Genomic DNA, 18,433 nt, shown 5'->3' with positions numbered 1-18,433 from the left:
ATGAATAACGAATTTTTTCCAAATACATTCAAAGCCGCACTGGCGGCTCACCAGACACAGATAGGCTGCTGGTCTGCTCTTGCAAGCCCTATCACGACAGAAGTGCTTGGCCTGGCAGGTTTCGACTGGCTGGTGCTGGATGGCGAACATGCGCCGAATGATATTTCTACTTTCATTCCTCAGCTTATGGCCCTGAAGGGCAGCCACAGCGCTCCTGTGGTTCGTGTTCCGACCAATGAGCCAGTCATCATTAAACGGTTCCTGGATATTGGTTTCTATAACTTCCTGATCCCGTTTGTTGAATCAGAAGAAGATGCAGTGCGGGCGGTAGCCTCAACACGCTATCCGCCGCAAGGTATTCGTGGTGTCTCCGTTTCTCACCGCAGTAACGGCTACGGCACGGTGAAAGATTATTTCAAAACAGTAAACGACAACATCACGATTCTGGTGCAAATCGAAAGCCAGGAAGGGCTGGATAACCTGGATGCGATTGCTGCAACAGAAGGTGTGGATGGCATCTTTGTGGGACCGGGCGATTTGTCTGCCGCATTGGGTTATCTCGGCAACCCTTCTCACCCTGAAGTACAGCGCGCAATCGCGCATGTTTTTGAACGCGCAAAAGCGCATGGCAAACCCGCCGGTATTCTGGCACCCGTTGAAGCTGATGCCCGCCGTTACCTGGAATGGGGCGCAACCTTTGTTGCTGTGGGCAGTGACCTTGGGGTTTTCCGTGGTGCCACTCAAAAACTGTGTGATGCATTCAAAAAGTAACGACCACCTGTAAATAGCGAGAGAGAGCAAATTATGACGATGAAAGTTGGTTTTATTGGCCTGGGTATCATGGGTAAACCAATGAGTAAAAACCTCATTAAGGCCGGTTATTCCCTGGTGGTTTCAGACCGTAATCCTGAAGCCATTGCAGATGTTATTGCCGCAGGTGCAGAAACTGCAGCAACACCGAAAGCCATTGCTGAACAGTGTGATGTCATTATTACGATGCTGCCTAACTCCCCACATGTGAAAGAAGTGGCATTAGGTGAAAACGGCATCATCGAAGGCGCCCGCCAGGGGCTGGTGTTAATTGATATGAGTTCCATTGCGCCACTTGCCAGCCGCGAAATCAGTGAAGCACTGAAAGCGAAAGGCGTCTCCATGCTTGATGCACCGGTAAGCGGTGGCGAACCTAAAGCTGTAGATGGCACATTGTCTGTAATGGTCGGCGGTGACAAAGCGGTATTCGATAAATACTACGACCTGATGAAGTCAATGGCAGGTTCAGTTGTTCATACCGGTGATGTTGGTGCAGGGAACGTAACTAAACTGGCAAACCAGGTCATTGTTGCCCTGAATATTGCAGCGATGTCTGAAGCCCTGGTACTGGCAACGAAAGCGGGTGTTAACCCGGATCTGGTTTATCAGGCAATCCGCGGTGGGTTGGCAGGTAGTACTGTGCTGGATGCCAAAGCCCCAATGGTTATGGATCGCAACTTCAAACCAGGTTTTCGTATTGAACTGCATATTAAAGACCTTGCGAATGCGCTGGATACTTCCCATGGCGTAGGTGCCCAGTTACCTCTGACTGCAGCGGTAATGGAAATGATGCAGGCATTACGTGCTGATGGTCTTGGCTCTGCCGACCACAGTGCGCTGGCATGCTACTACGAAAAACTGGCTAAGACTGAAGTCAGCCGATAAGGAAAGGGCGCGAGACAGCGCCCGGATGTTTTCGCCCTGAGTGGCATGACCAGGCAACAACCTTATGAAAATCGTAATTGCACCCGACTCATACAAAGAGAGCCTTTCTGCCACTCAGGTAGCTCAGGCAATCGAAAAAGGATTTCGTGAAATTTTCCCTGATGCCGAATATGTCTCCGTACCGGTTGCCGATGGCGGCGAAGGAACCGTTGATGCCATGATTACGGCCACTCAGGGAATCAGAATGAATTCCCCGGTTACCGGGCCTTTAGGGCAACAGGTTATGGCGGAATGGGGCATTTCAGGTGACGGGAAAACCGCATTTATTGAAATGGCTCAGGCCAGTGGACTCGCACTGGTTCCACCGGAACAGCGTAACCCGTTACTGACAACATCCCGTGGTACGGGGGAATTGATTCTCCATGCTCTGGAGAAAGGTGCTCAAAACATCATTATTGGTATTGGTGGCAGTGCAACCAATGATGGTGGTGCGGGTATGGTCCAGGCATTGGGTGCCCGCCTTACTGACGAAGCCGGTGATGAAATTGGCTTCGGTGGAGGCAGTCTTTTACAACTGCGTAATATTGATATCAGCAATCTGGATCCTCGCCTTGCACATTGCGTCATCAATGTGGCTTGCGATGTAACTAACCCATTATTGGGTGAATACGGCGCATCCCGAATTTTTGGCCCTCAGAAAGGGGCAACGGAAAGCATGATTCGCACGCTGGATTGTAATCTTGACCATTTTGCAGACGTCATTAAAGACACGCTGAATGTAGATGTGAAGAATGTTCCGGGAGCCGGTGCTGCTGGTGGTATGGGCGCGGCATTAATGTCGTTTCTGGGCGCTGAATTACGTAGTGGTATTGAGATTGTTACTGAAGCACTGAATCTGGAAGAACATATTCACGATTGCACTTTGGTTGTCACAGGTGAAGGCAGGCTGGATAGCCAAAGTATTCATGGTAAGGTACCGGTTGGTGTTGCCAGTGTTGCGAAAAAATACCATAAGCCCGTAATTGGTATAGCTGGCTCTTTAACGAAGGATGTTGCTGTTGTGCATCAATATGGTATTGATGCCGTATTCAGCGTATTAAGCAGTATCAGCTCGCTGGAAGAGGCGTTTCGGGGCGCGTTTGATAATATCTACCGTGAATCGCGTAATATTGCGGCCACGTTAATGGTAGGTATGTGCACCGCAAGGTGACAGACGGCGCGAAACCCTCTATACTGCGCGCCGAAGCTGACCAGACAGTCGCTGCTTCGTCGTCGTCCTTTTCGAAGGAGACGGGCGGAGGAGAGGAAAGTCCGGGCTCCATAGGGCAGGGTGCCAGGTAACGCCTGGGGGGTGCAAACCCACGACCAGTGCAACAGAGAGTAAACCGCCGATGGCCTGCGCAAGCAGGATCAGGTAAGGGTGAAAGGGTGCGGTAAGAGCGCACCGCGCGGCTGGCAACAGTTCGTGGCACGGTAAACTCCACCCGGAGCAAGGCCAAATAGGGGTTCATAAGGTACGGCCCGTACTGAACCCGGGTAGGCTGCTTGAGCCAGTGAGCGATTGCTGGCCTAGATGAATGACTGTCCAAGACAGAACCCGGCTTACCGGTCAGCTTCACACTTTCAGGCCCCGCCAGCAATGGCGGGGCTTTTCTTTTTATCAACAGAGATGAATGACTGCCCAAGACGCTATATAACAAAGAATGCGGCTTACCGGTCAGCTTCACACTTTCAGGCCCCGCCAGTAATGGCGGGGCTTTTCTTTTTATCAACAGAGATGAATGACTGCCCAAGACGCTATATAACAAAGAATGCGGCTTACCGGTCAGCTTCACACTTTCAGGCCCCGCCAGCAATGGCGGGGCTTTTCTTTTTGTGAAACGCTCTGGCACTCAACAACCACATTCACTCAGTCCGGGGTGACTGTCCGGGCGCTTGCCCAAAGGCCAGAAGAACAGGCGTTCAGTGTGCGAAATGGGGAGATCGTTGATACAGGCAAAACGCCTTACCATAAGGCCCTGCTCATTAAATTCCCAGTTTTCGTTACCATAACTACGAAACCAGTTCCCGGAATCATCGTGCCATTCATAGGCAAATCGGACAGCAATCCTGTTTTGATTTACTGCCCATAACTCTTTAATTAACCGATAATCCAGTTCCTTTTGCCATTTGCGTTGTAAAAATCTCACCACAGCCTCACGCCCGGTAACAAACTCCGCCCGGTTGCGCCATACAGTATCAGGCGCATACACCCGCGATACTGTTTCAGGATCACGGCTATTCCAGGCATCTTCTGCCATTCGCACTTTTAGTGTGGCACTTTCATAAGTAAAAGGTGGCACGGGTGGTCGTGTTTCCATGATGTCTCCTGTAGTATGTAGACAGATTTGTCTACTTAACTTATCTGAAGTAGACAGTTCTGTCTACTTATTGGCTGGAATCAGGAAACCTGAAGTGACTGCAACTAAAAAAGTCAGCGCCAAAGAGCGCATTATTCGCACTGCCCATGAGTTGTTTTATAAAGACGGTATCAGGGCTACCGGCGTAGACCGGATAATCAAAGAAGCAGGCGTAACGAAAGTAACGTTCTACCGCCATTTCCCGGCCAAGAACGACCTTATTTTGGCTTTTCTGCATTACCGTCATGATTTATGGATAACCTGGTTTGCCACGGCTTTGAAAGAGGAAATGGCGCAGAGTGGCAAGCTTTACCTGGCACTGCCCCAGGTGCTTTCCCGTTGGTTTCTGTCACCTGAATTTCACGGCTGTGCTTTTATTAATGCCACCAGTGAAATTACTGGTGTATTACCGCAGGCGTTGCCCGTAATCCGGGAACATAAGCAGGATATGGCTGATACCATCGCGCAATGCCTGCCAGATACCCCGCAGCGCATTCAGACGGCGCAAAAATGTGCTTTGTTAGTAGATGGCGCTATTGTTCAGGCGCAGCGGGAAGAAGACCGGGAGGCGACAGTGGCACTATTGCAGGCTTGCCTTGCCAACTTCATACAGTAAGCTATTTTATCCATTCTTCGTTTAGTGTTACTGGTACCAGGAGCAGCTATGGCACATTTGTTTGTCTATGGATCTCTCTGCCCGGGGGAGGAAAACGCCGGGTTGTTGATGCAAATGGAAGGCCTTTGGGAACCGGCCCAGGTAATGGGGCATGTTGTCAATGCGGGCTGGCGCACACTCGGTGGTTACCCGGCACTGGTACTGAGCTCACAGGGCGAAATGGTTGACGGATATCTTTTTTCATCCCCAGGGCTGGATGAAAACTGGGCAATGCTGGATGATTTTGAAGGTACTGACTACCAGCGGGTAACCGTGGAAGTGACTACGCAACAGGGACAAAAAATTTGTGCTTTTGTCTATAGCCTGAAGGCCTGATGCCCCAGGCCTGGCAGAAAAAGTGTGGTGTCAGGCATAAAGCTCTTCAGCCAGGCGAACTTGTGCTTCCGCCACAATAGCTTCGAGCTCATCCAGCGTTTGGGCAAAAATATCGTCGAGCGAAGCGGGCTGCGTCACCGGTATTGTTGCGCTGTTTGCAGATGTTTGTTCGTGTTGCATAACAGTCTCTCTCATGGCGTTGTTATACAGGCAAGTCTACCAGCAACCCTTCCAGGTCGGTATCCGCCACAAGGGTTAGATGTGCCTCATCCTTAATAAATGCGCCGTCACCACAAGTCATATGGGCCTTTTCCTGAGCGCCTGTTTGTGCGTGAAAAGTACCATGAATAGACTGTAAATATGCCCGTGGACCATGTAACTGGAACTCTGCCTGTTCGCCTGCTTTCAGGTTCACATAATGGAGCCACACTTGCTGGCGCAGCACCAGGCTGTTTTGTTTGCCATCTGGTGAGGCAATTAACTGCCGCTTGTCTCCTGCCAGGGTTATTTTCTGGACTAACGGATTTTCGCGTTCCGGGCAGGCATCAAGCCACAGTTGCATCCTGGTAAGGGATTTATCTTTACTGGCATTATGCTCGCTGTAACTACAACCCTGCTGAGTGGATAAAAGCAACGCTTCACCTGCTTTAACCCGAATATGGTTACCTTCGCTGTCGCGGTATTCTGCTTCACCATCCAGAATTAAATTCAGGATATCTACTTTAGGGTATGTGCGCGGCTGGAATGCAGCTCCAGGCGCCAGAACTTCCTGGTTCAGTACACGTAACGATGCGTAGCCGAGTAAGTCCGGGTCAAAGTAATGCCCAAATGAGAAAGTGTAGCGTGCCTGTAACCAGCCGAAATCTGCCTGGCCACACTGTTTTGCTGTTCTTGTCGTAATCATGTTTTAACCTCTTTTTGCTCTCTCCATGTTAAGTAACTGGACGCTGCATTGTTAGCCAGTTAATCTGCTGGGTATGTTCAAATTTCCTGAAAGAGAAGAGGATGGCAAAAGAACGCGCACTCACGCTGGAGTCATTAAGAGTGATGGATGCTATTGACCGGCGGGGAAGTTTTGCAGCAGCGGCAGATGAATTAGGCAGAGTACCTTCCGCACTGAGTTACACCATGCAAAAGCTTGAGGAAGAGTTGGATGTGGTGCTCTTCGACCGCTCAGGCCACCGTACAAAATTCACTAATGTCGGCAGAATGCTGCTGGAACGGGGCAGGGTGTTGCTGGAAGCGGCCGATAAACTCACAACAGATGCCGAAGCACTGGCCAGGGGGTGGGAAACTCACCTGACGATTGTAACTGAAGCGCTGGTGCCTACTTTTGCGTTATTTCCTTTAGTGGAGAGGCTGGCAGAAAAAGCCAATACACAGCTTTCTCTGCTGACTGAGGTACTGGCTGGTGCCTGGGAGCGCCTGGAGCAAGGGCGTGCCGATATCGTTATTGCACCAGACATGCATTTTCGCTCTTCAACAGAGATTAACTCCCGGAAGCTGTACTCCATGAAGAATGTCTATGTTGCAGCGGCAGACCATCCTATCCATAACGAGGCAGAACCGCTTTCAGAGGTAACGCGGGTGAAATACCGGGGCATAGCGGTGGCTGACACCGCACGCGAGCGCCCGGTATTAACCGTCCAACTGCTGGATAAACAGCCGCGCCTTACGGTAAGTACCATTCATGATAAGCACCGGGCCTTGCTGGATGGCATGGGGGTGGCAACCATGCCATGGCCGCTGGTGAAACAGGATATTGAGGAAGGGCGTTTACGGGTTGTGAGCCCTGAATCGACCAGCGAAGTTGACATTATTATGGCCTGGCGGCGCGACAGCATGGGTGAGGCCAAGTCATGGTGCCTGCGTGAAATACCGAAGTTGTTCGCGCATATGAAATAACCCACGCTTTTGCATCAGAACCCGGGGAGTTACACCGGGTTCTGTGTTGTCAGTTAATCGCTATTTTAGGGTCATTGCCAAAACGGTTGGCACCACGGTTACCTTCCTGGCAATAGAACACCAGCAAAATCAGCGCGCCAATAAGTGGTATGAGCATCAGTAGCAGCCACCAGGCTGAACGGTCAGTATCGTGCAGGCGTCGGAATTGCAGCGCCAGTGAGGGAACTAACACAAACAGGCTATACAAGGACGATAATACACCCTGCTCATGAATACGCAGGTGTAACATATTGTCCAGCACTGCCAGAACTGCAGCAAAAATGATATTAACCAGGGTAAACATCCAAAATTCTTTGCGGCGAGCCCGCCCCTGAAAACCAACGTAATTGCGCAGCGCGCTTAAATACCAGTCCATTTGCACTCTCCTTTCCAGTCAGAAGATCTTTTTAATCACCAGATAAAGCATAGGACTGAAAATAAAACTGGCAAATTGCAGGCACAGAGAATGGCTGAGTTCTCACCTTTTTAAACATGAATGGTGGGGAGTTTGTGGAATCAATGCAAGAACCGGGCGCGGGCCCGGTTTTTGTCGCGCGACTTAACCTGCCATTTAACCTGGAAACTGCAGTTCGCGCCCGTGGGGCTCCATTAAATTCTGAACCGGGCCTGTGGAAATAATGCCTGTTGGGTTAATGGTTTTATGGCTGCAAAAATAGTGGTGGCGAATATGGTCAAAGTTTACGGTATTGGCAATTCCGGGGATCTGGTAAATATCCCGTAAGTACGCAAACAGGTTGGGGTAATCACTGATTCGCTTGCGGTCGCATTTGAAGTGGGTGACATACACCGGGTCAAAACGGATAAGCGTGGTCCACAGGCGGATATCTGCTTCTGTCATTTGGTTACCAACCAGCCAGCGTTGTTGCCCCAGCAGGTCTTCCAGTTTATCCAGCGCAGTAAACACACCGGCTACCGCTTCATCATACGCTTCCTGAGACGTCGCAAACCCTGCCTTGTACACGCCATTATTCACGGAGTCATAGATCCAGGCGTTAGCCTCATCTATTTGTGCACGTAAATATTCGGGATAGTAATCTCCCGCTGTTGCACCCAGTGCATCAAATGCACTGTTAAACATACGGATAATCTCAGCCGATTCGTTGCTGACAATCGTCTGGTTTTGCTTATCCCACAGCACGGGGACGGTAACACGGCCAGAGTATTGTTCATCGGCATGTAAGTAGAGTTGGTATAAATACTCATGCTGGTACAGGCTATCCCCCGTAGCGCCCGGGAAATCCTGTGCCAGTGTCCAGCCGTGTTCAAACATCAACGGGTGGACCACCGAAACGGGAATGAAATCAGAAAGCCCTTTCAGTTGCCGCATAATCAGCGTTCGGTGGGCCCAGGGGCAGGCAAGAGAGACATATAAATGGTAGCGGGATGTTGATGCTTCAAACCCACCGGTTCCGGTTGGGCCTGGTGTGCCATCTGGCGTTATCCAGTTGCGAAAAGCGGAGACAGAGCGTTTGAATCGCCCGCCAGTTGATTTCGTATCATACCAGGTATCGTGCCACACTCCGTCAATAAGTTGTCCCATGTCTGTTTCCTCTGTTCTGTGTCTTTAACCCGGCTTCCCAACATAAACTGTCATAGCGAGAAACAAGTGAAGGGCTGACTTTCAGTTGCCGTGATACAGCAAAAGCGGAGACATTCTCCGCTTTTTGCTTTGAACCATTACCAGCTCTTTTTCAGGATACGATCCAGGCTGATTGCACCAGGGCCGGTGATGAACAGCAGCAGATAACCGCCAGCAATTGTCAGGTTTTTCATGAACATCAGTGAGTTCACGCCTTCTGCAAAATTACTGTGGAAGATAAACGCAGTAATTAATGTGAAGACTGCAGTAATAATAGCTGTTGTGCGAGTCAGGAAACCAAACAGGATAGCCAGGCCACCGCCGAACTCCAGTAAGATGGTCAGCGGCAGTAAAGCCCCCGGTACACCCATTGCCTGCATATATTGTTGAGTTGCACCGTAAGCGTTGATTTTTCCCCAGCCGGCATAGATAAACAGAATTGGCATCAGGATGCGTGCAACCAGAAAACCAATATTTTCGAATTTTTTCATCTTACTCTCTCCAGAAAACCAGTTTGTTTTTATTGAGTAGCAGCAGGTAATTAGTGTGCCTTGCTGTCCATGGCTGAATAATAAAGAGAGTGAAGGGAGATTGTTAGCAAGTAAAATTGTCAGAAAAATTCAAAAAAATTGACGGTGTTGGGCGGCGGTGAATCCCACGGGCAAACCGCGGGATTTTATCCGTCAGCGCAGCAAGTTACGGACTAAACGCCAGGTGCTCCAGACCAGTGGCCCACGCCTTAGCAGGCGTACCAGCCTTCCTGGGTGGCGCAATTGCCAGGTTGCCAGTACACCACTTCCGGCTATGGCTACCCATTTGTAGCGGGCCAGATGCCGCCAGCCAGCATCTACCGGAGCCATGGCAGAAAGCCACTCGCGCTCTGCACTGAGCAAGTCAAGGCGTTGTTGCTGAATACGCAATGTCAGCCGCGCCTTTCGCTCGGCAAGTGATTCACTCATGGTGAGTATCCTCCAGCGCCTGCCTGTCTTTTGATAATTCTTTCCGAGTCTGGCGCAGCAGAGTGGAAGCGCGTGATTTATGCACTGCCACAAGGCCACAGCAGAGTGCGAGGAGTAGCAATACCACTGTGGCTGCAGTCAGGGCATAGAGCCGGTATTGGGGGTCAATAACCCAAACAATAAGCACTAACAGGCTGGCAAGGCCAAACAGAGCGAAAAGCAGTGTCAGTGACAGCAGGAGAAGCAACTGAAACAGGCGTGCTTTTTCCTCTTCCAGTTCGACTACGGCTAACTGAAGCCTGGTCTCCACCATGGAGACCAGCAGCGACAGAATACGCTTTCCCGAACCAAGAATACGCCCTCCCGGCCCTTGTGTCGGAGAATCGCCCATCATTAACGACGCGCCAGCAGCATACCTAATACCAGGCCCGCAGCGGCGCCGATGCCGATTCCTGCCCAGGGGTTTTCATGAACATAGTTATCTGCTTTGCAGGCAGCCTCTTTGGTCTGGCGTAGTACCGCTTCGCTGGTTTCAGTCACCCGCACCCGGCTCTGTTTCAGCATACGTTCAGCTTTGGCGCGTACTTTCTCAACTTCCTCTTTAGATTTCTCGCCTGAAGAATTCAGTACTTCTTCGAGGGTATCAGCCAGGGATTTCAGTTCATCACGCAGTTGTTCAGTATCTTTGGACATACAGGCTTCTCCAGTTAATTCACAGTTCCATGAATCAGGCACCTGTACACATGTTGAGGTGCCTGCTGTAACGCTGATCTGCCGTTAGAGTGGGCCTTTATCGCGCATGAGTGGTTTTATGTTTTTCACCCGATAAGTTGTTGCGATGGGATTCTTCCCTGCACCGGGATCTGACCTCCGCCAGAGCCTTATTCAGGCCATCAATACGGCGCTGATTGTGGTGCTTTTTCGCATAACTTATCTCACGCAATATATCTTGCTGTTTGTCCTGACAGGCGGTGGATGCCTGTATCAGAGGGGAGAAAAACAGCAAGGTAAACGTACAAACCAGCAAGGTGCGATAATTCATTGTTAACACGTCCGTTCGTTTCTGGTAGCAGCAACAAGGGGGCACCAGTCCGTTGAAGATGCTGTCAGTTTAGCGATTTTGTATTTTTAAATCGCCTGGTAAGCATAGTCAGGATGAAGCTAAACGGCAAAGTAAGTGAAAATATTCAGAATATTCGGTAAAGCAGGTCAGCCAATTCTGGAGGGTGAAACACCGAGGCGGGCCAGCCAGTGATCAAACGGAGTAGGTTCCTGGCGTGGCGTAATGACATACCCATGGGGAAGCGTTGCGGAAAGAACCCGGGCAGCGGCTTCGCTTTGCACGTTGGAATCAAACTTAATCACGAGCTTATTGTTATCTGGTGTAATGCTTTTTACCCGAATGCCATTGGCATCAAGGTGGTGCCAGACGAAGAAACCATCGGGAATTGTTGCGCCAGCCCGTGCCGGGCGAATTTCCAGTGTGGTGTCTGGTTTGCGGGTCGCAGCCCAGAATACGGTACTGGCACAAATCAGTAACAAGGCCACTATAGCGAGGTGGGCACGGTTGTTGGTTAAATGACGGAACAGTTTCATCCTTTGCTCCCGTTGCGTTTTTTCCACAACATCACCAGGGACCCCAGCAGACCGAAGACCAGCAGTACCACCGGGATAAGCATCAGACAGGACATCAACGCATCTTCATATTTGGCAAACACAGGGGTTTTACCCAGCAGATAACCCAGTGCAGTCAAAATCAGCACCCACAACAACCCGCTCATCCAGTTGAAAAACTGAAAACGAGAGCTGCTCAGGCCAGAAAGGCCAGCAATGGTTGGGAGAAGAGTACGAACAAATGCGATAAACCTGCCCACAAGCAGCGCGGAAAGACCATGTTTATGGAACAAGTGGTGGGCACGTTGATGATAATGGGTGGGCAGATGTGACAGCCATTTCTGCACAAGGCGAGCGTTGCCAAGCCAGCGGCCCTGAACAAAGCCTACCCAGGAACCCAGGCTTGCTGCTGCGGTCAGCAAAATCAATGTGGGGACGGCTGCAAGTGCGCCTTTAGCAATCAGTACGCCGATTAAAATCAACAAACTGTCTCCAGGAAGGAATGCTGCCGGGAGTAAGCCATTTTCCAGGAACAAAATCGTAAATAAAACGAAATACAACATGCCAATCATTGAAGGATTGGCAAGGGTTTCAAAATCCTGACTCCAGAGTGCATTAAGGAGTTGTGTAAAAAGTTCCATTCAGGGGTCCTGGCACATCAGTCAAAACCAATAACGTCAGAAGGAGGCAAATGGAGGGATGGGTTTGTCGCGCGGATGCCGCTGTAACAACTTTTTCAGCGTGCAAACTATTTACCACCGTACAAACTATACCACCGTATAAAAAACAGCCTTCTCTGGCGTATCACATACGTGGCAAAAGGCAGCAAAAAGCCAGGCTGGCCACGAAAAATGCGTACAATTGTAACAAATATAGATGTTGTGCGTCACAATATTTAGCAGCAGTCGGGCTGATTTTGCGCGGTAAAATGCAGGCTGGCGAGAGTATTTACAAAGGCTGACACTAACGCCCTGAATATCTCTCGCTCATTGCCGGATTATTTGTGTGGGATACCGGGGGCTTCAAGGTGAACAACCGGGTTTTCAGCAAACAAGTAGCGGTCTGCATTGAACTCAAAGTCATCGCTGGTTTCATTAAACAGCATCTGTTTGGTATTTTCCAAATGCTGCCACATTGCCAGTTTAGCGGCATGGGGATCTTTTCTGACCAGAGCTCGCATAATCTGATCGTGGTCTTCACACCAGTGATCGACAGTTCTGAGATCGATATGATCGTGTAACTTTTTCCAGTAAGGGTTATGAACACGCTGTGTCCACATTCTTTCGACAATTGCAGCTAACGCACTGTTTTGGGTGGCCAGAGCAACCTGCACATGGAACTGTAAATCCCATTGTGAATCCCTGAAACATTTCTCATGCCGCGCCTGTTCCTGGATTTCCATCAACTTCATGATGTCTTGCTTGGTAACTTGCGTGGCTGCGAATTCTGCAATATTGCTTTCAATCAACTGGCGGGCCTGGAGTAATTCGAAAGGGCCGTAATTGGCAAATTCAAACCGCTCATCGGGTTGGGTACTGTAGCGGGCCTGGTTGGCAATAACGTGAATGCCTGAGCCTTTACGAACTTCAACATACCCTTCCACTTCAAGCATGATGATGGCTTCGCGTACTACTGTACGGCTGACATTTTTCTCATCAGCAATAAAACGTTCCGCCGGTAATTTGTCTCCGACAAGATAAACGCCGCTTTCTATTCGGTGTTTTAGCTCAGCGGCCAGTTGCTGATATAAGCGACGAGAATCCGATATCTCCATAAGCGGCTCCAGGATGGGGGCTGATACATAATGAAACTAATTTGTTATACCACTTATCTCTTCCCGGCTCTACTTGATGCTAACAAAAAGCCGCCTGAAGGCGGCTTTTTGAGAACCAGGTTTAACTTTGCGCCGCAGTGTGACCGACGCCACCTTCATCCACAATATCTTCAGCGGATTTATTTTTCAGTACCGTCCAGATAACCAGTGCACCGAGCAAGTCGAACACTGCCAGTACGGCAAACAGCGGGCTGAAGCCAATTTTGTCTGCCAGCGCACCAACAACCAGGGCAAACAGAGTACTGGCGGTCCAGGCTGCCATACCGGTCATCCCGTTAGCGGTAGCCACTTCGTTGCGCCCAAATACGTCAGAAGACAACGTAATCAGAGCACCGGACAGAGCCTGGTGAGCAAAGCCACCCACACACAGCAGAGCGATAGCAACATACGGGCTGGTGAACAGGCCAATGGTACCCGGGCCAATCATCAGGAATGCACCCATGGTGACAACCAGTTTACGGGAAACAATCAGATTAACACCGAACCAGCGCTGGAACAGCGGAGGTAAATACCCACCAATTACGCAACCCAGGTCGGCAAACAGCATTGGCATCCAGGCAAACATGGCAATTTCTTTCAGGTTAAAGCCATAAGCTTTGAACATGAACAGCGGAATCCATGCGTTAAAGGTACCCCAGGCCGGTTCTGCAAGGAAACGCGGTAATGCGATGCCCCAGAATTGACGGTTACGCAGGATCTGCCAGGCAGATAATTTCTTGCTGTTATTGGTTTGGTGCTGAGCTTCCTGACCACCGATGATGTAATCACGTTCTTCATCAGACAGTTTTTTCTGATCTTTCGGGTGCTTATAGAAGAACAACCACAGCATCGCCCAGCCAAAACTCAGTACCCCGGTGATAACAAACGCCATTTCCCAGCTGTGGATCATAATTGCCCACACAACCAGAGGCGGAGCGATCATGGCACCAATAGAGGAACCTACGTTGAAGTAGCCCACGGCAATAGAACGTTCTTTTGCCGGGAACCATTCACTACTGGCTTTCAGGCCGGCAGGGATCATTGCTGCTTCTGCGGCACCGACTGCACCACGGGCAATAGCCAGGCCCCCCCAGCTGCCTGCCAGCGCGGTTGCACCACAGAAGACAGCCCAGAAGATAGCAAATACGGCGTAGCCAACTTTTGTACCAAGAATATCAAGGATATAGCCAGCAACAGGCTGCATAACTGTGTAGCATGCAGAATAAGCGGCAATAATATAAGAGTATTGCTGAGTAGTAATATGAAGCTGTTCTTGCAGAGTCGGCGCAGCCACTGCGACAGTGTTACGGGTTAAATACCCCAACACTGTCCCCAGCGTGACCAGTGCAATCATGTACCAGCGTAAGCCTTTGATCTTTCGCATTTCAAACCTCAGTATTTGTTTTCAACCGCGCCACACGGTTGCATTGCAGGACCAGGCCTGCAGATGAGTTTTATTCAGGAGGGTTCTACCAGAGTGACTCTAAGGTATGGCCCATGCCTTGCTAGTTAGAATGTGTAAAGCATCTGGCATCCATACCCACAGAAGCGATAAAAGCGCATCGCCAAATATTCCGTAATATTTACTGTTCTTGACGAGGCAAAAGATAACTTGTCATACAGCTTTAAAAGTTGAGAGCCATCACAAAAGTGCATTAAAGGCAGGGTTATTAAACGAAGATAAGCTACGCCACATCTGGCGCGGCCTGCGGTCCTTTTTTTAACTTTAAATAAACATAATTTGTATGGTTTATGTGATCGGGGACACAAAATTCTGCTCGGATGCAATGAATTGGTGTGATAACTTTATAGCCATACTGATTAGGTATCCGATAACGTGTCCAGAGGAACAACGATAATGACTCGGTTTATGACTGAAGACTTTCTGCTTGATACTGAATTTGCCCGTCGCTTGTACCATGACTACGCAGCGGATGAGCCAATTTTTGACTTCCACTGCCACCTTCCCCCGCAGCAAGTCGCAGAAAACTATCGTTTTAAAAACTTGTATGACATCTGGTTGAAAGGTGATCACTACAAATGGCGTGCTATGCGCTCTAATGGTGTTGCTGAACGTCTTTGCACCGGCGATGCGACTGACCGCGAAAAATTCAACGCCTGGGCGGAAACCGTGCCGCACACCATTGGTAACCCGCTTTACCACTGGACGCACCTGGAACTGCGTCGCCCGTTTGGTATTACAGGTAAACTGCTGTCACCGAAAACTGCAGATGAAATTTGGGAGCAGTGCAATGCACTGCTCGCTGAAGATGCTTTCTCTGCTCGCGGTATCATGAAGCAGATGAACGTGAAAATGGTTGGGACAACTGATGACCCAATCGATGCCCTGAATCACCACAGCGCCATTGCCGCTGATTCCAGTTTTGACATCAAAGTGTTGCCGAGCTGGCGTCCGGACAAAGCTTTTAACATCGAACTGGCTACTTTTGTTGATTACATCGGCAAACTGGCAGAAGTTTCTGACACCGATATTCGTCGTTTCAGCGATTTGCAAACTGCGCTGAAAAAACGCCTGGACCACTTCGAAGCCCATGGTTGTAAGGTGTCTGACCACGCGCTGGATGTCGTAATGTATGCCGATGCAGATGAAACTACGCTGGATGGCATCCTTGCTCGCCGCCTGACTGGTGCAACACCGTCTGCGCTTGAAGTTGCGCAGTTTAAAACTGCCGTACTGGTGTGGCTGGGTGCGGAATATGCCCGTCGTGGTTGGGTTCAGCAATACCACATTGGTGCACTGCGCAACAACAACACCCGCCAGTTTAAACTGCTGGGGCCGGATGTTGGTTTCGACTCCATCAATGACCGCCCGCTGGCTGAAGAGCTTGCTCGTCTGTTGGATAAACAGAACGAAAATAATCAACTGCCGAAAACCATTCTTTATTGCCTGAATCCACGCGATAACGAAGTCCTGGGTACCATGATTGGTAACTATCAGGGCGAAGGTATCGCTGGGAAAATGCAGTTTGGCTCTGGCTGGTGGTTTAACGACCAGAAAGACGGTATGGAACGCCAAATGACTCAACTGGCGCAGTTGGGCCTGTTAAGCCGCTTTGTTGGGATGCTGACCGACAGCCGTAGCTTCCTGTCATACACCCGTCATGAATATTTCCGTCGTATCCTGTGCCAGATGATTGGCCGTTGGGTCGAAGCGGGTGAAGCACCAGCAGATATCGAGTTGTTAGGCCAGATGGTGAAAAACATCTGCTTTAACAATGCGCGTGATTATTTTGCTATTGAACTGAACTAAGTCTCAACTGAGGTTGATATGCAATACATTAAGATCCATTCGCAAGATAATGTCGCTGTTGCGCTAGTGGACCAGGCCGAAGGGGCCATCGTCAATGTCGATGGGCAGGATATCACCCTGCTTCAACCTGTTGCGCGTGGGCACAAGTTCGCCATCCGGGCAATCGCGAAGGATGAGAACGTCGTTAAGTATGGTCTGCCTATTGGTCATGCACTGGTTGATATCCGGCCAGGTGAGCACCTTCACTCGCATAATATGCGTACCAATCTGAGCGATCTGGACGAGTACAGCTATCAACCTGAAGCACTGGGATCCATGGTGCAGGCGGGGGATCGCGATGTTCAGATCTACCGCCGTTCCAATGGCGAAGTGGGTGTGCGTAATGAGTTATGGATCCTGCCTACAGTTGGGTGCGTAAACGGGATCGCTCGCCAAATTCAGCAGCGTTTTCTGAAAGAGAATGATGACGCCTCTGATATTGACGGGGTTTTCCTGTTCGGCCATAACTACGGTTGTTCTCAGCTGGGCGATGATCACATCAATACGCGTACGATGCTGCAAAATATGGTTCGCCACCCGAATGCCGGGGCAGTACTGGTTATTGGTCTGGGTTGTGAAAACAACCAGATCAGCGCGTTTCGTGAAACCCTGGGCGAGTTCGATGAAGAACGCGTTCACTTTATGATTTGCCAGCAGCAAGACGATGAAGTGGAAGCCGGGGTTGAACACCTCCAGGCATTATATGAAACGATGCGTCATGATAAACGCCAGCCAGGTAAACTCAGTGAACTGAAGTTTGGCCTTGAATGTGGTGGTTCTGACGGGTTGTCTGGTATTACGGCTAACCCAATGCTTGGGCGTTTCTCTGACTTTATGGTTGCCAATGGCGGCACCACAGTATTAACGGAAGTGCCAGAAATGTTTGGTGCCGAACGTATTCTGATGAGCCATTGCCGTGATGAAAGTACGTTTGAAAAGACAGTCACTATGGTGAATGACTTCAAACAATATTTCATTGCCCATAACCAGCCTATCTACGAAAACCCATCACCAGGTAACAAAGCTGGCGGGATTACCACACTGGAAGAGAAATCACTGGGATGCACGCAGAAAGCGGGCTCCAGCCAGGTTGTGGATGTGCTGCGTTATGGTGAGCGCCTGAAAAACCACGGTGTTAACCTGTTAAGCGCACCAGGCAACGATGCCGTAGCTACCAGTGCGCTGGCTGGTGCGGGTTGCCATATGGTGCTGTTCAGCACCGGGCGTGGTACACCTTATGGCGGGTTTGTGCCCACCGTTAAGATTGCCACGAACAGTGAACTGGCTGCGAAAAAACCACACTGGATAGATTTCGATGCCGGTCAGTTGCTGCACGGAACTCTGATGCCGCAATTACTGGAAAAATTCATCGATCTTATTGTGGATATTGCCGACGGCAAACAAACCTGCAATGAGAAAAATGATTTCCGTGAACTGGCTATCTTCAAGAGTGGTGTCACATTGTAAAATGTCGTCACTGGCGTAAAATAAAACGGCGTTTCACTTGGTGAAGCGCCGTTTCTTTTTGCATCATCTCTTTCTACTGTTAAGGGTTTCCCATGTCAGTCTATTGGCTTGCTCAGGGCATCGGGGTCATTGCGTTTTTGATTGGTATAACTACTTTTCTCAATCGTGATGAACGGCGTTTTAAGGTACAGCTTTCAATATACAGTGCTGTTATCGGTATTCATTTTTTCCTGATGGGGGCATTCCCGGCGGGTGCCAGCGCGGAACTAAATGCCATCCGGACCTTAATCACTCTGCGTACCCGTAGTTTATGGGTGATGGGGATCTTTATCGTCCTGACATTGTTGTCTGGCACCATCCATGTTGAGCACTGGTTTGAAGTGCTGCCAGTGATTGGGACCATTGCCAGTACCTGGGCGTTATTTCGTTGCAAAGGCCTGACCACACGCTGTGTTATGTGGTGTTCAACAGCATGCTGGGTGACACACAACGCCTTACTGGGTTCGATTGGCGGTACGCTGATAGAAGGGAGTTTTTTAATCGTCAACGGCGTGACAATTATTCGCTTCTGGAAGATGCAGAAACGTGGGATCGACCCATTTTTAGTAGAGAAAACACGCTAATCTTCCCCCCGGCCAGGC

Annotated in this window: 23 protein-coding genes and 1 other RNA gene; 10 read left to right on the top strand and 14 right to left on the bottom strand. The window is 49.9% G+C overall.

Annotation, left to right across the window (positions count from 1 at the left end; translation table 11 throughout):
* The 4 genes from garL to rnpB all read left to right on the top strand — a co-directional run bounded on the left by garL (position 1) and on the right by rnpB (position 3,316).
* Complete coding sequence (garL, locus tag DES37_RS17700) at positions 1-771, top strand: 2-dehydro-3-deoxyglucarate aldolase (RefSeq protein WP_036104799.1); 771 nt, start codon at positions 1-3, stop codon at positions 769-771.
* Between the two features lie 33 nt (positions 772-804).
* Positions 805-1,695, top strand: a complete 891-nt coding sequence (garR, locus tag DES37_RS17695) for a 2-hydroxy-3-oxopropionate reductase (protein ID WP_036104796.1) — start codon at positions 805-807, stop codon at positions 1,693-1,695.
* Positions 1,696-1,759: 64 nt separating this feature from the next.
* Positions 1,760-2,905, top strand: coding sequence for a glycerate 2-kinase (garK, locus tag DES37_RS17690; protein ID WP_036104793.1), 1,146 nt, complete (start codon positions 1,760-1,762; stop codon positions 2,903-2,905).
* A gap of 32 nt (positions 2,906-2,937) precedes the next feature.
* An RNA gene (rnpB, locus tag DES37_RS17685) (RNase P RNA component class A) lies at positions 2,938-3,316 on the top strand.
* Between the two features lie 271 nt (positions 3,317-3,587).
* Here the strand turns inward: rnpB and DES37_RS17680 are convergent.
* Positions 3,588-4,055, bottom strand: coding sequence for a nuclear transport factor 2 family protein (locus DES37_RS17680; protein ID WP_036104790.1), 468 nt, complete (start codon positions 4,053-4,055; stop codon positions 3,588-3,590).
* Between the two features lie 94 nt (positions 4,056-4,149).
* Between DES37_RS17680 and DES37_RS17675 the strand changes: the two genes are divergently transcribed.
* Complete coding sequence (locus DES37_RS17675; RefSeq protein ID WP_036104787.1) at positions 4,150-4,710, top strand: TetR/AcrR family transcriptional regulator; 561 nt, start codon at positions 4,150-4,152, stop codon at positions 4,708-4,710.
* Positions 4,711-4,758: 48 nt separating this feature from the next.
* Positions 4,759-5,085, top strand: a complete 327-nt coding sequence (locus DES37_RS17670) for a gamma-glutamylcyclotransferase family protein (protein ID WP_036104785.1) — start codon at positions 4,759-4,761, stop codon at positions 5,083-5,085.
* Between the two features lie 30 nt (positions 5,086-5,115).
* Here DES37_RS17670 and DES37_RS25670 read toward each other — a convergent pair whose 3' ends face one another.
* Complete coding sequence (locus tag DES37_RS25670) at positions 5,116-5,265, bottom strand: hypothetical protein (RefSeq protein ID WP_160173958.1); 150 nt, start codon at positions 5,263-5,265, stop codon at positions 5,116-5,118.
* Between the two features lie 22 nt (positions 5,266-5,287).
* Positions 5,288-5,989 (bottom strand): pirin family protein, encoded by a 702-nt coding sequence (locus DES37_RS17665; protein ID WP_110027102.1) that lies wholly within the window; start codon positions 5,987-5,989, stop codon positions 5,288-5,290.
* A gap of 101 nt (positions 5,990-6,090) precedes the next feature.
* Between DES37_RS17665 and DES37_RS17660 the strand changes: the two genes are divergently transcribed.
* Positions 6,091-6,990, top strand: coding sequence for a LysR family transcriptional regulator (locus tag DES37_RS17660; RefSeq protein WP_036104778.1), 900 nt, complete (start codon positions 6,091-6,093; stop codon positions 6,988-6,990).
* 49 nt (positions 6,991-7,039) lie between these two features.
* On the opposite strand, the gene DES37_RS17655 is transcribed toward DES37_RS17660, so the two are convergent.
* The 11 genes from DES37_RS17655 to DES37_RS17600 all read right to left on the bottom strand — a co-directional run bounded on the left by DES37_RS17655 (position 7,040) and on the right by DES37_RS17600 (position 14,399).
* Positions 7,040-7,405 carry a DUF805 domain-containing protein gene (locus tag DES37_RS17655; RefSeq protein WP_036104776.1) on the bottom strand — a complete coding sequence of 122 codons (366 nt, stop codon included), beginning with the start codon at positions 7,403-7,405 and terminating at the stop codon, positions 7,040-7,042.
* 195 nt (positions 7,406-7,600) lie between these two features.
* Positions 7,601-8,590 (bottom strand): glutathione S-transferase family protein, encoded by a 990-nt coding sequence (locus DES37_RS17650; RefSeq protein ID WP_036104773.1) that lies wholly within the window; start codon positions 8,588-8,590, stop codon positions 7,601-7,603.
* A 137-nt stretch (positions 8,591-8,727) separates the two neighbouring features.
* Positions 8,728-9,120, bottom strand: coding sequence for a DoxX family protein (locus DES37_RS17645; RefSeq protein ID WP_036104770.1), 393 nt, complete (start codon positions 9,118-9,120; stop codon positions 8,728-8,730).
* A 192-nt stretch (positions 9,121-9,312) separates the two neighbouring features.
* Positions 9,313-9,588: a YqjK-like family protein gene (locus DES37_RS17640; protein ID WP_110027100.1), complete on the bottom strand. Its 276-nt coding sequence runs from the start codon at positions 9,586-9,588 to the stop codon at positions 9,313-9,315.
* Positions 9,581-9,979, bottom strand: a complete 399-nt coding sequence (locus DES37_RS17635) for a phage holin family protein (protein ID WP_425451725.1) — start codon at positions 9,977-9,979, stop codon at positions 9,581-9,583. Before DES37_RS17635 ends, DES37_RS17640 begins: the two co-directional genes overlap by 8 nt.
* A 2-nt stretch (positions 9,980-9,981) precedes the next feature.
* Positions 9,982-10,281, bottom strand: coding sequence for an ElaB/YgaM/YqjD family protein (locus DES37_RS17630; protein ID WP_036104765.1), 300 nt, complete (start codon positions 10,279-10,281; stop codon positions 9,982-9,984).
* Positions 10,282-10,378: 97 nt separating this feature from the next.
* A complete protein-coding gene (locus tag DES37_RS17625; RefSeq protein ID WP_051691275.1) occupies positions 10,379-10,630 on the bottom strand; it encodes a DUF1090 family protein in 252 nt (83 codons plus the stop codon).
* A 167-nt stretch (positions 10,631-10,797) separates the two neighbouring features.
* The gene (mzrA, locus tag DES37_RS17620) at positions 10,798-11,184 is read right to left on the bottom strand and encodes an EnvZ/OmpR regulon moderator MzrA (protein WP_036104762.1); all 387 of its coding nucleotides are present in this window, start codon (positions 11,182-11,184) and stop codon (positions 10,798-10,800) included.
* Positions 11,181-11,843 (bottom strand): DedA family protein, encoded by a 663-nt coding sequence (locus DES37_RS17615; RefSeq protein ID WP_110027097.1) that lies wholly within the window; start codon positions 11,841-11,843, stop codon positions 11,181-11,183. Before DES37_RS17615 ends, mzrA begins: the two co-directional genes overlap by 4 nt.
* 356 nt (positions 11,844-12,199) lie before the next feature.
* Positions 12,200-12,976, bottom strand: a complete 777-nt coding sequence (gene exuR / locus DES37_RS17605; protein ID WP_110027095.1) for a transcriptional regulator ExuR — start codon at positions 12,974-12,976, stop codon at positions 12,200-12,202.
* A 121-nt stretch (positions 12,977-13,097) separates the two neighbouring features.
* Positions 13,098-14,399 carry an MFS transporter gene (locus tag DES37_RS17600; protein ID WP_036104750.1) on the bottom strand — a complete coding sequence of 434 codons (1,302 nt, stop codon included), beginning with the start codon at positions 14,397-14,399 and terminating at the stop codon, positions 13,098-13,100.
* 474 nt (positions 14,400-14,873) lie between these two features.
* Between DES37_RS17600 and uxaC the strand changes: the two genes are divergently transcribed.
* From uxaC to DES37_RS17585, 3 genes are all read left to right on the top strand, one after another.
* The gene (gene uxaC / locus DES37_RS17595) at positions 14,874-16,286 is read left to right on the top strand and encodes a glucuronate isomerase (protein WP_110027093.1); all 1,413 of its coding nucleotides are present in this window, start codon (positions 14,874-14,876) and stop codon (positions 16,284-16,286) included.
* Between the two features lie 18 nt (positions 16,287-16,304).
* Positions 16,305-17,792 (top strand): UxaA family hydrolase, encoded by a 1,488-nt coding sequence (locus DES37_RS17590; protein ID WP_036104737.1) that lies wholly within the window; start codon positions 16,305-16,307, stop codon positions 17,790-17,792.
* A 92-nt stretch (positions 17,793-17,884) separates the two neighbouring features.
* Positions 17,885-18,415: a YgjV family protein gene (locus DES37_RS17585; protein ID WP_036104732.1), complete on the top strand. Its 531-nt coding sequence runs from the start codon at positions 17,885-17,887 to the stop codon at positions 18,413-18,415.
* Positions 18,416-18,433 lie beyond the last annotated feature (18 nt).

The sequence above is a fragment of the Mangrovibacter plantisponsor genome (genome assembly GCF_003182475.1).
GTDB lineage: Bacteria > Pseudomonadota > Gammaproteobacteria > Enterobacterales > Enterobacteriaceae > Mangrovibacter > Mangrovibacter plantisponsor.
The sequence above is the reverse complement of the archived record's forward strand: the minus strand, read 5'-3'. Positions and strand labels throughout refer to the sequence as shown.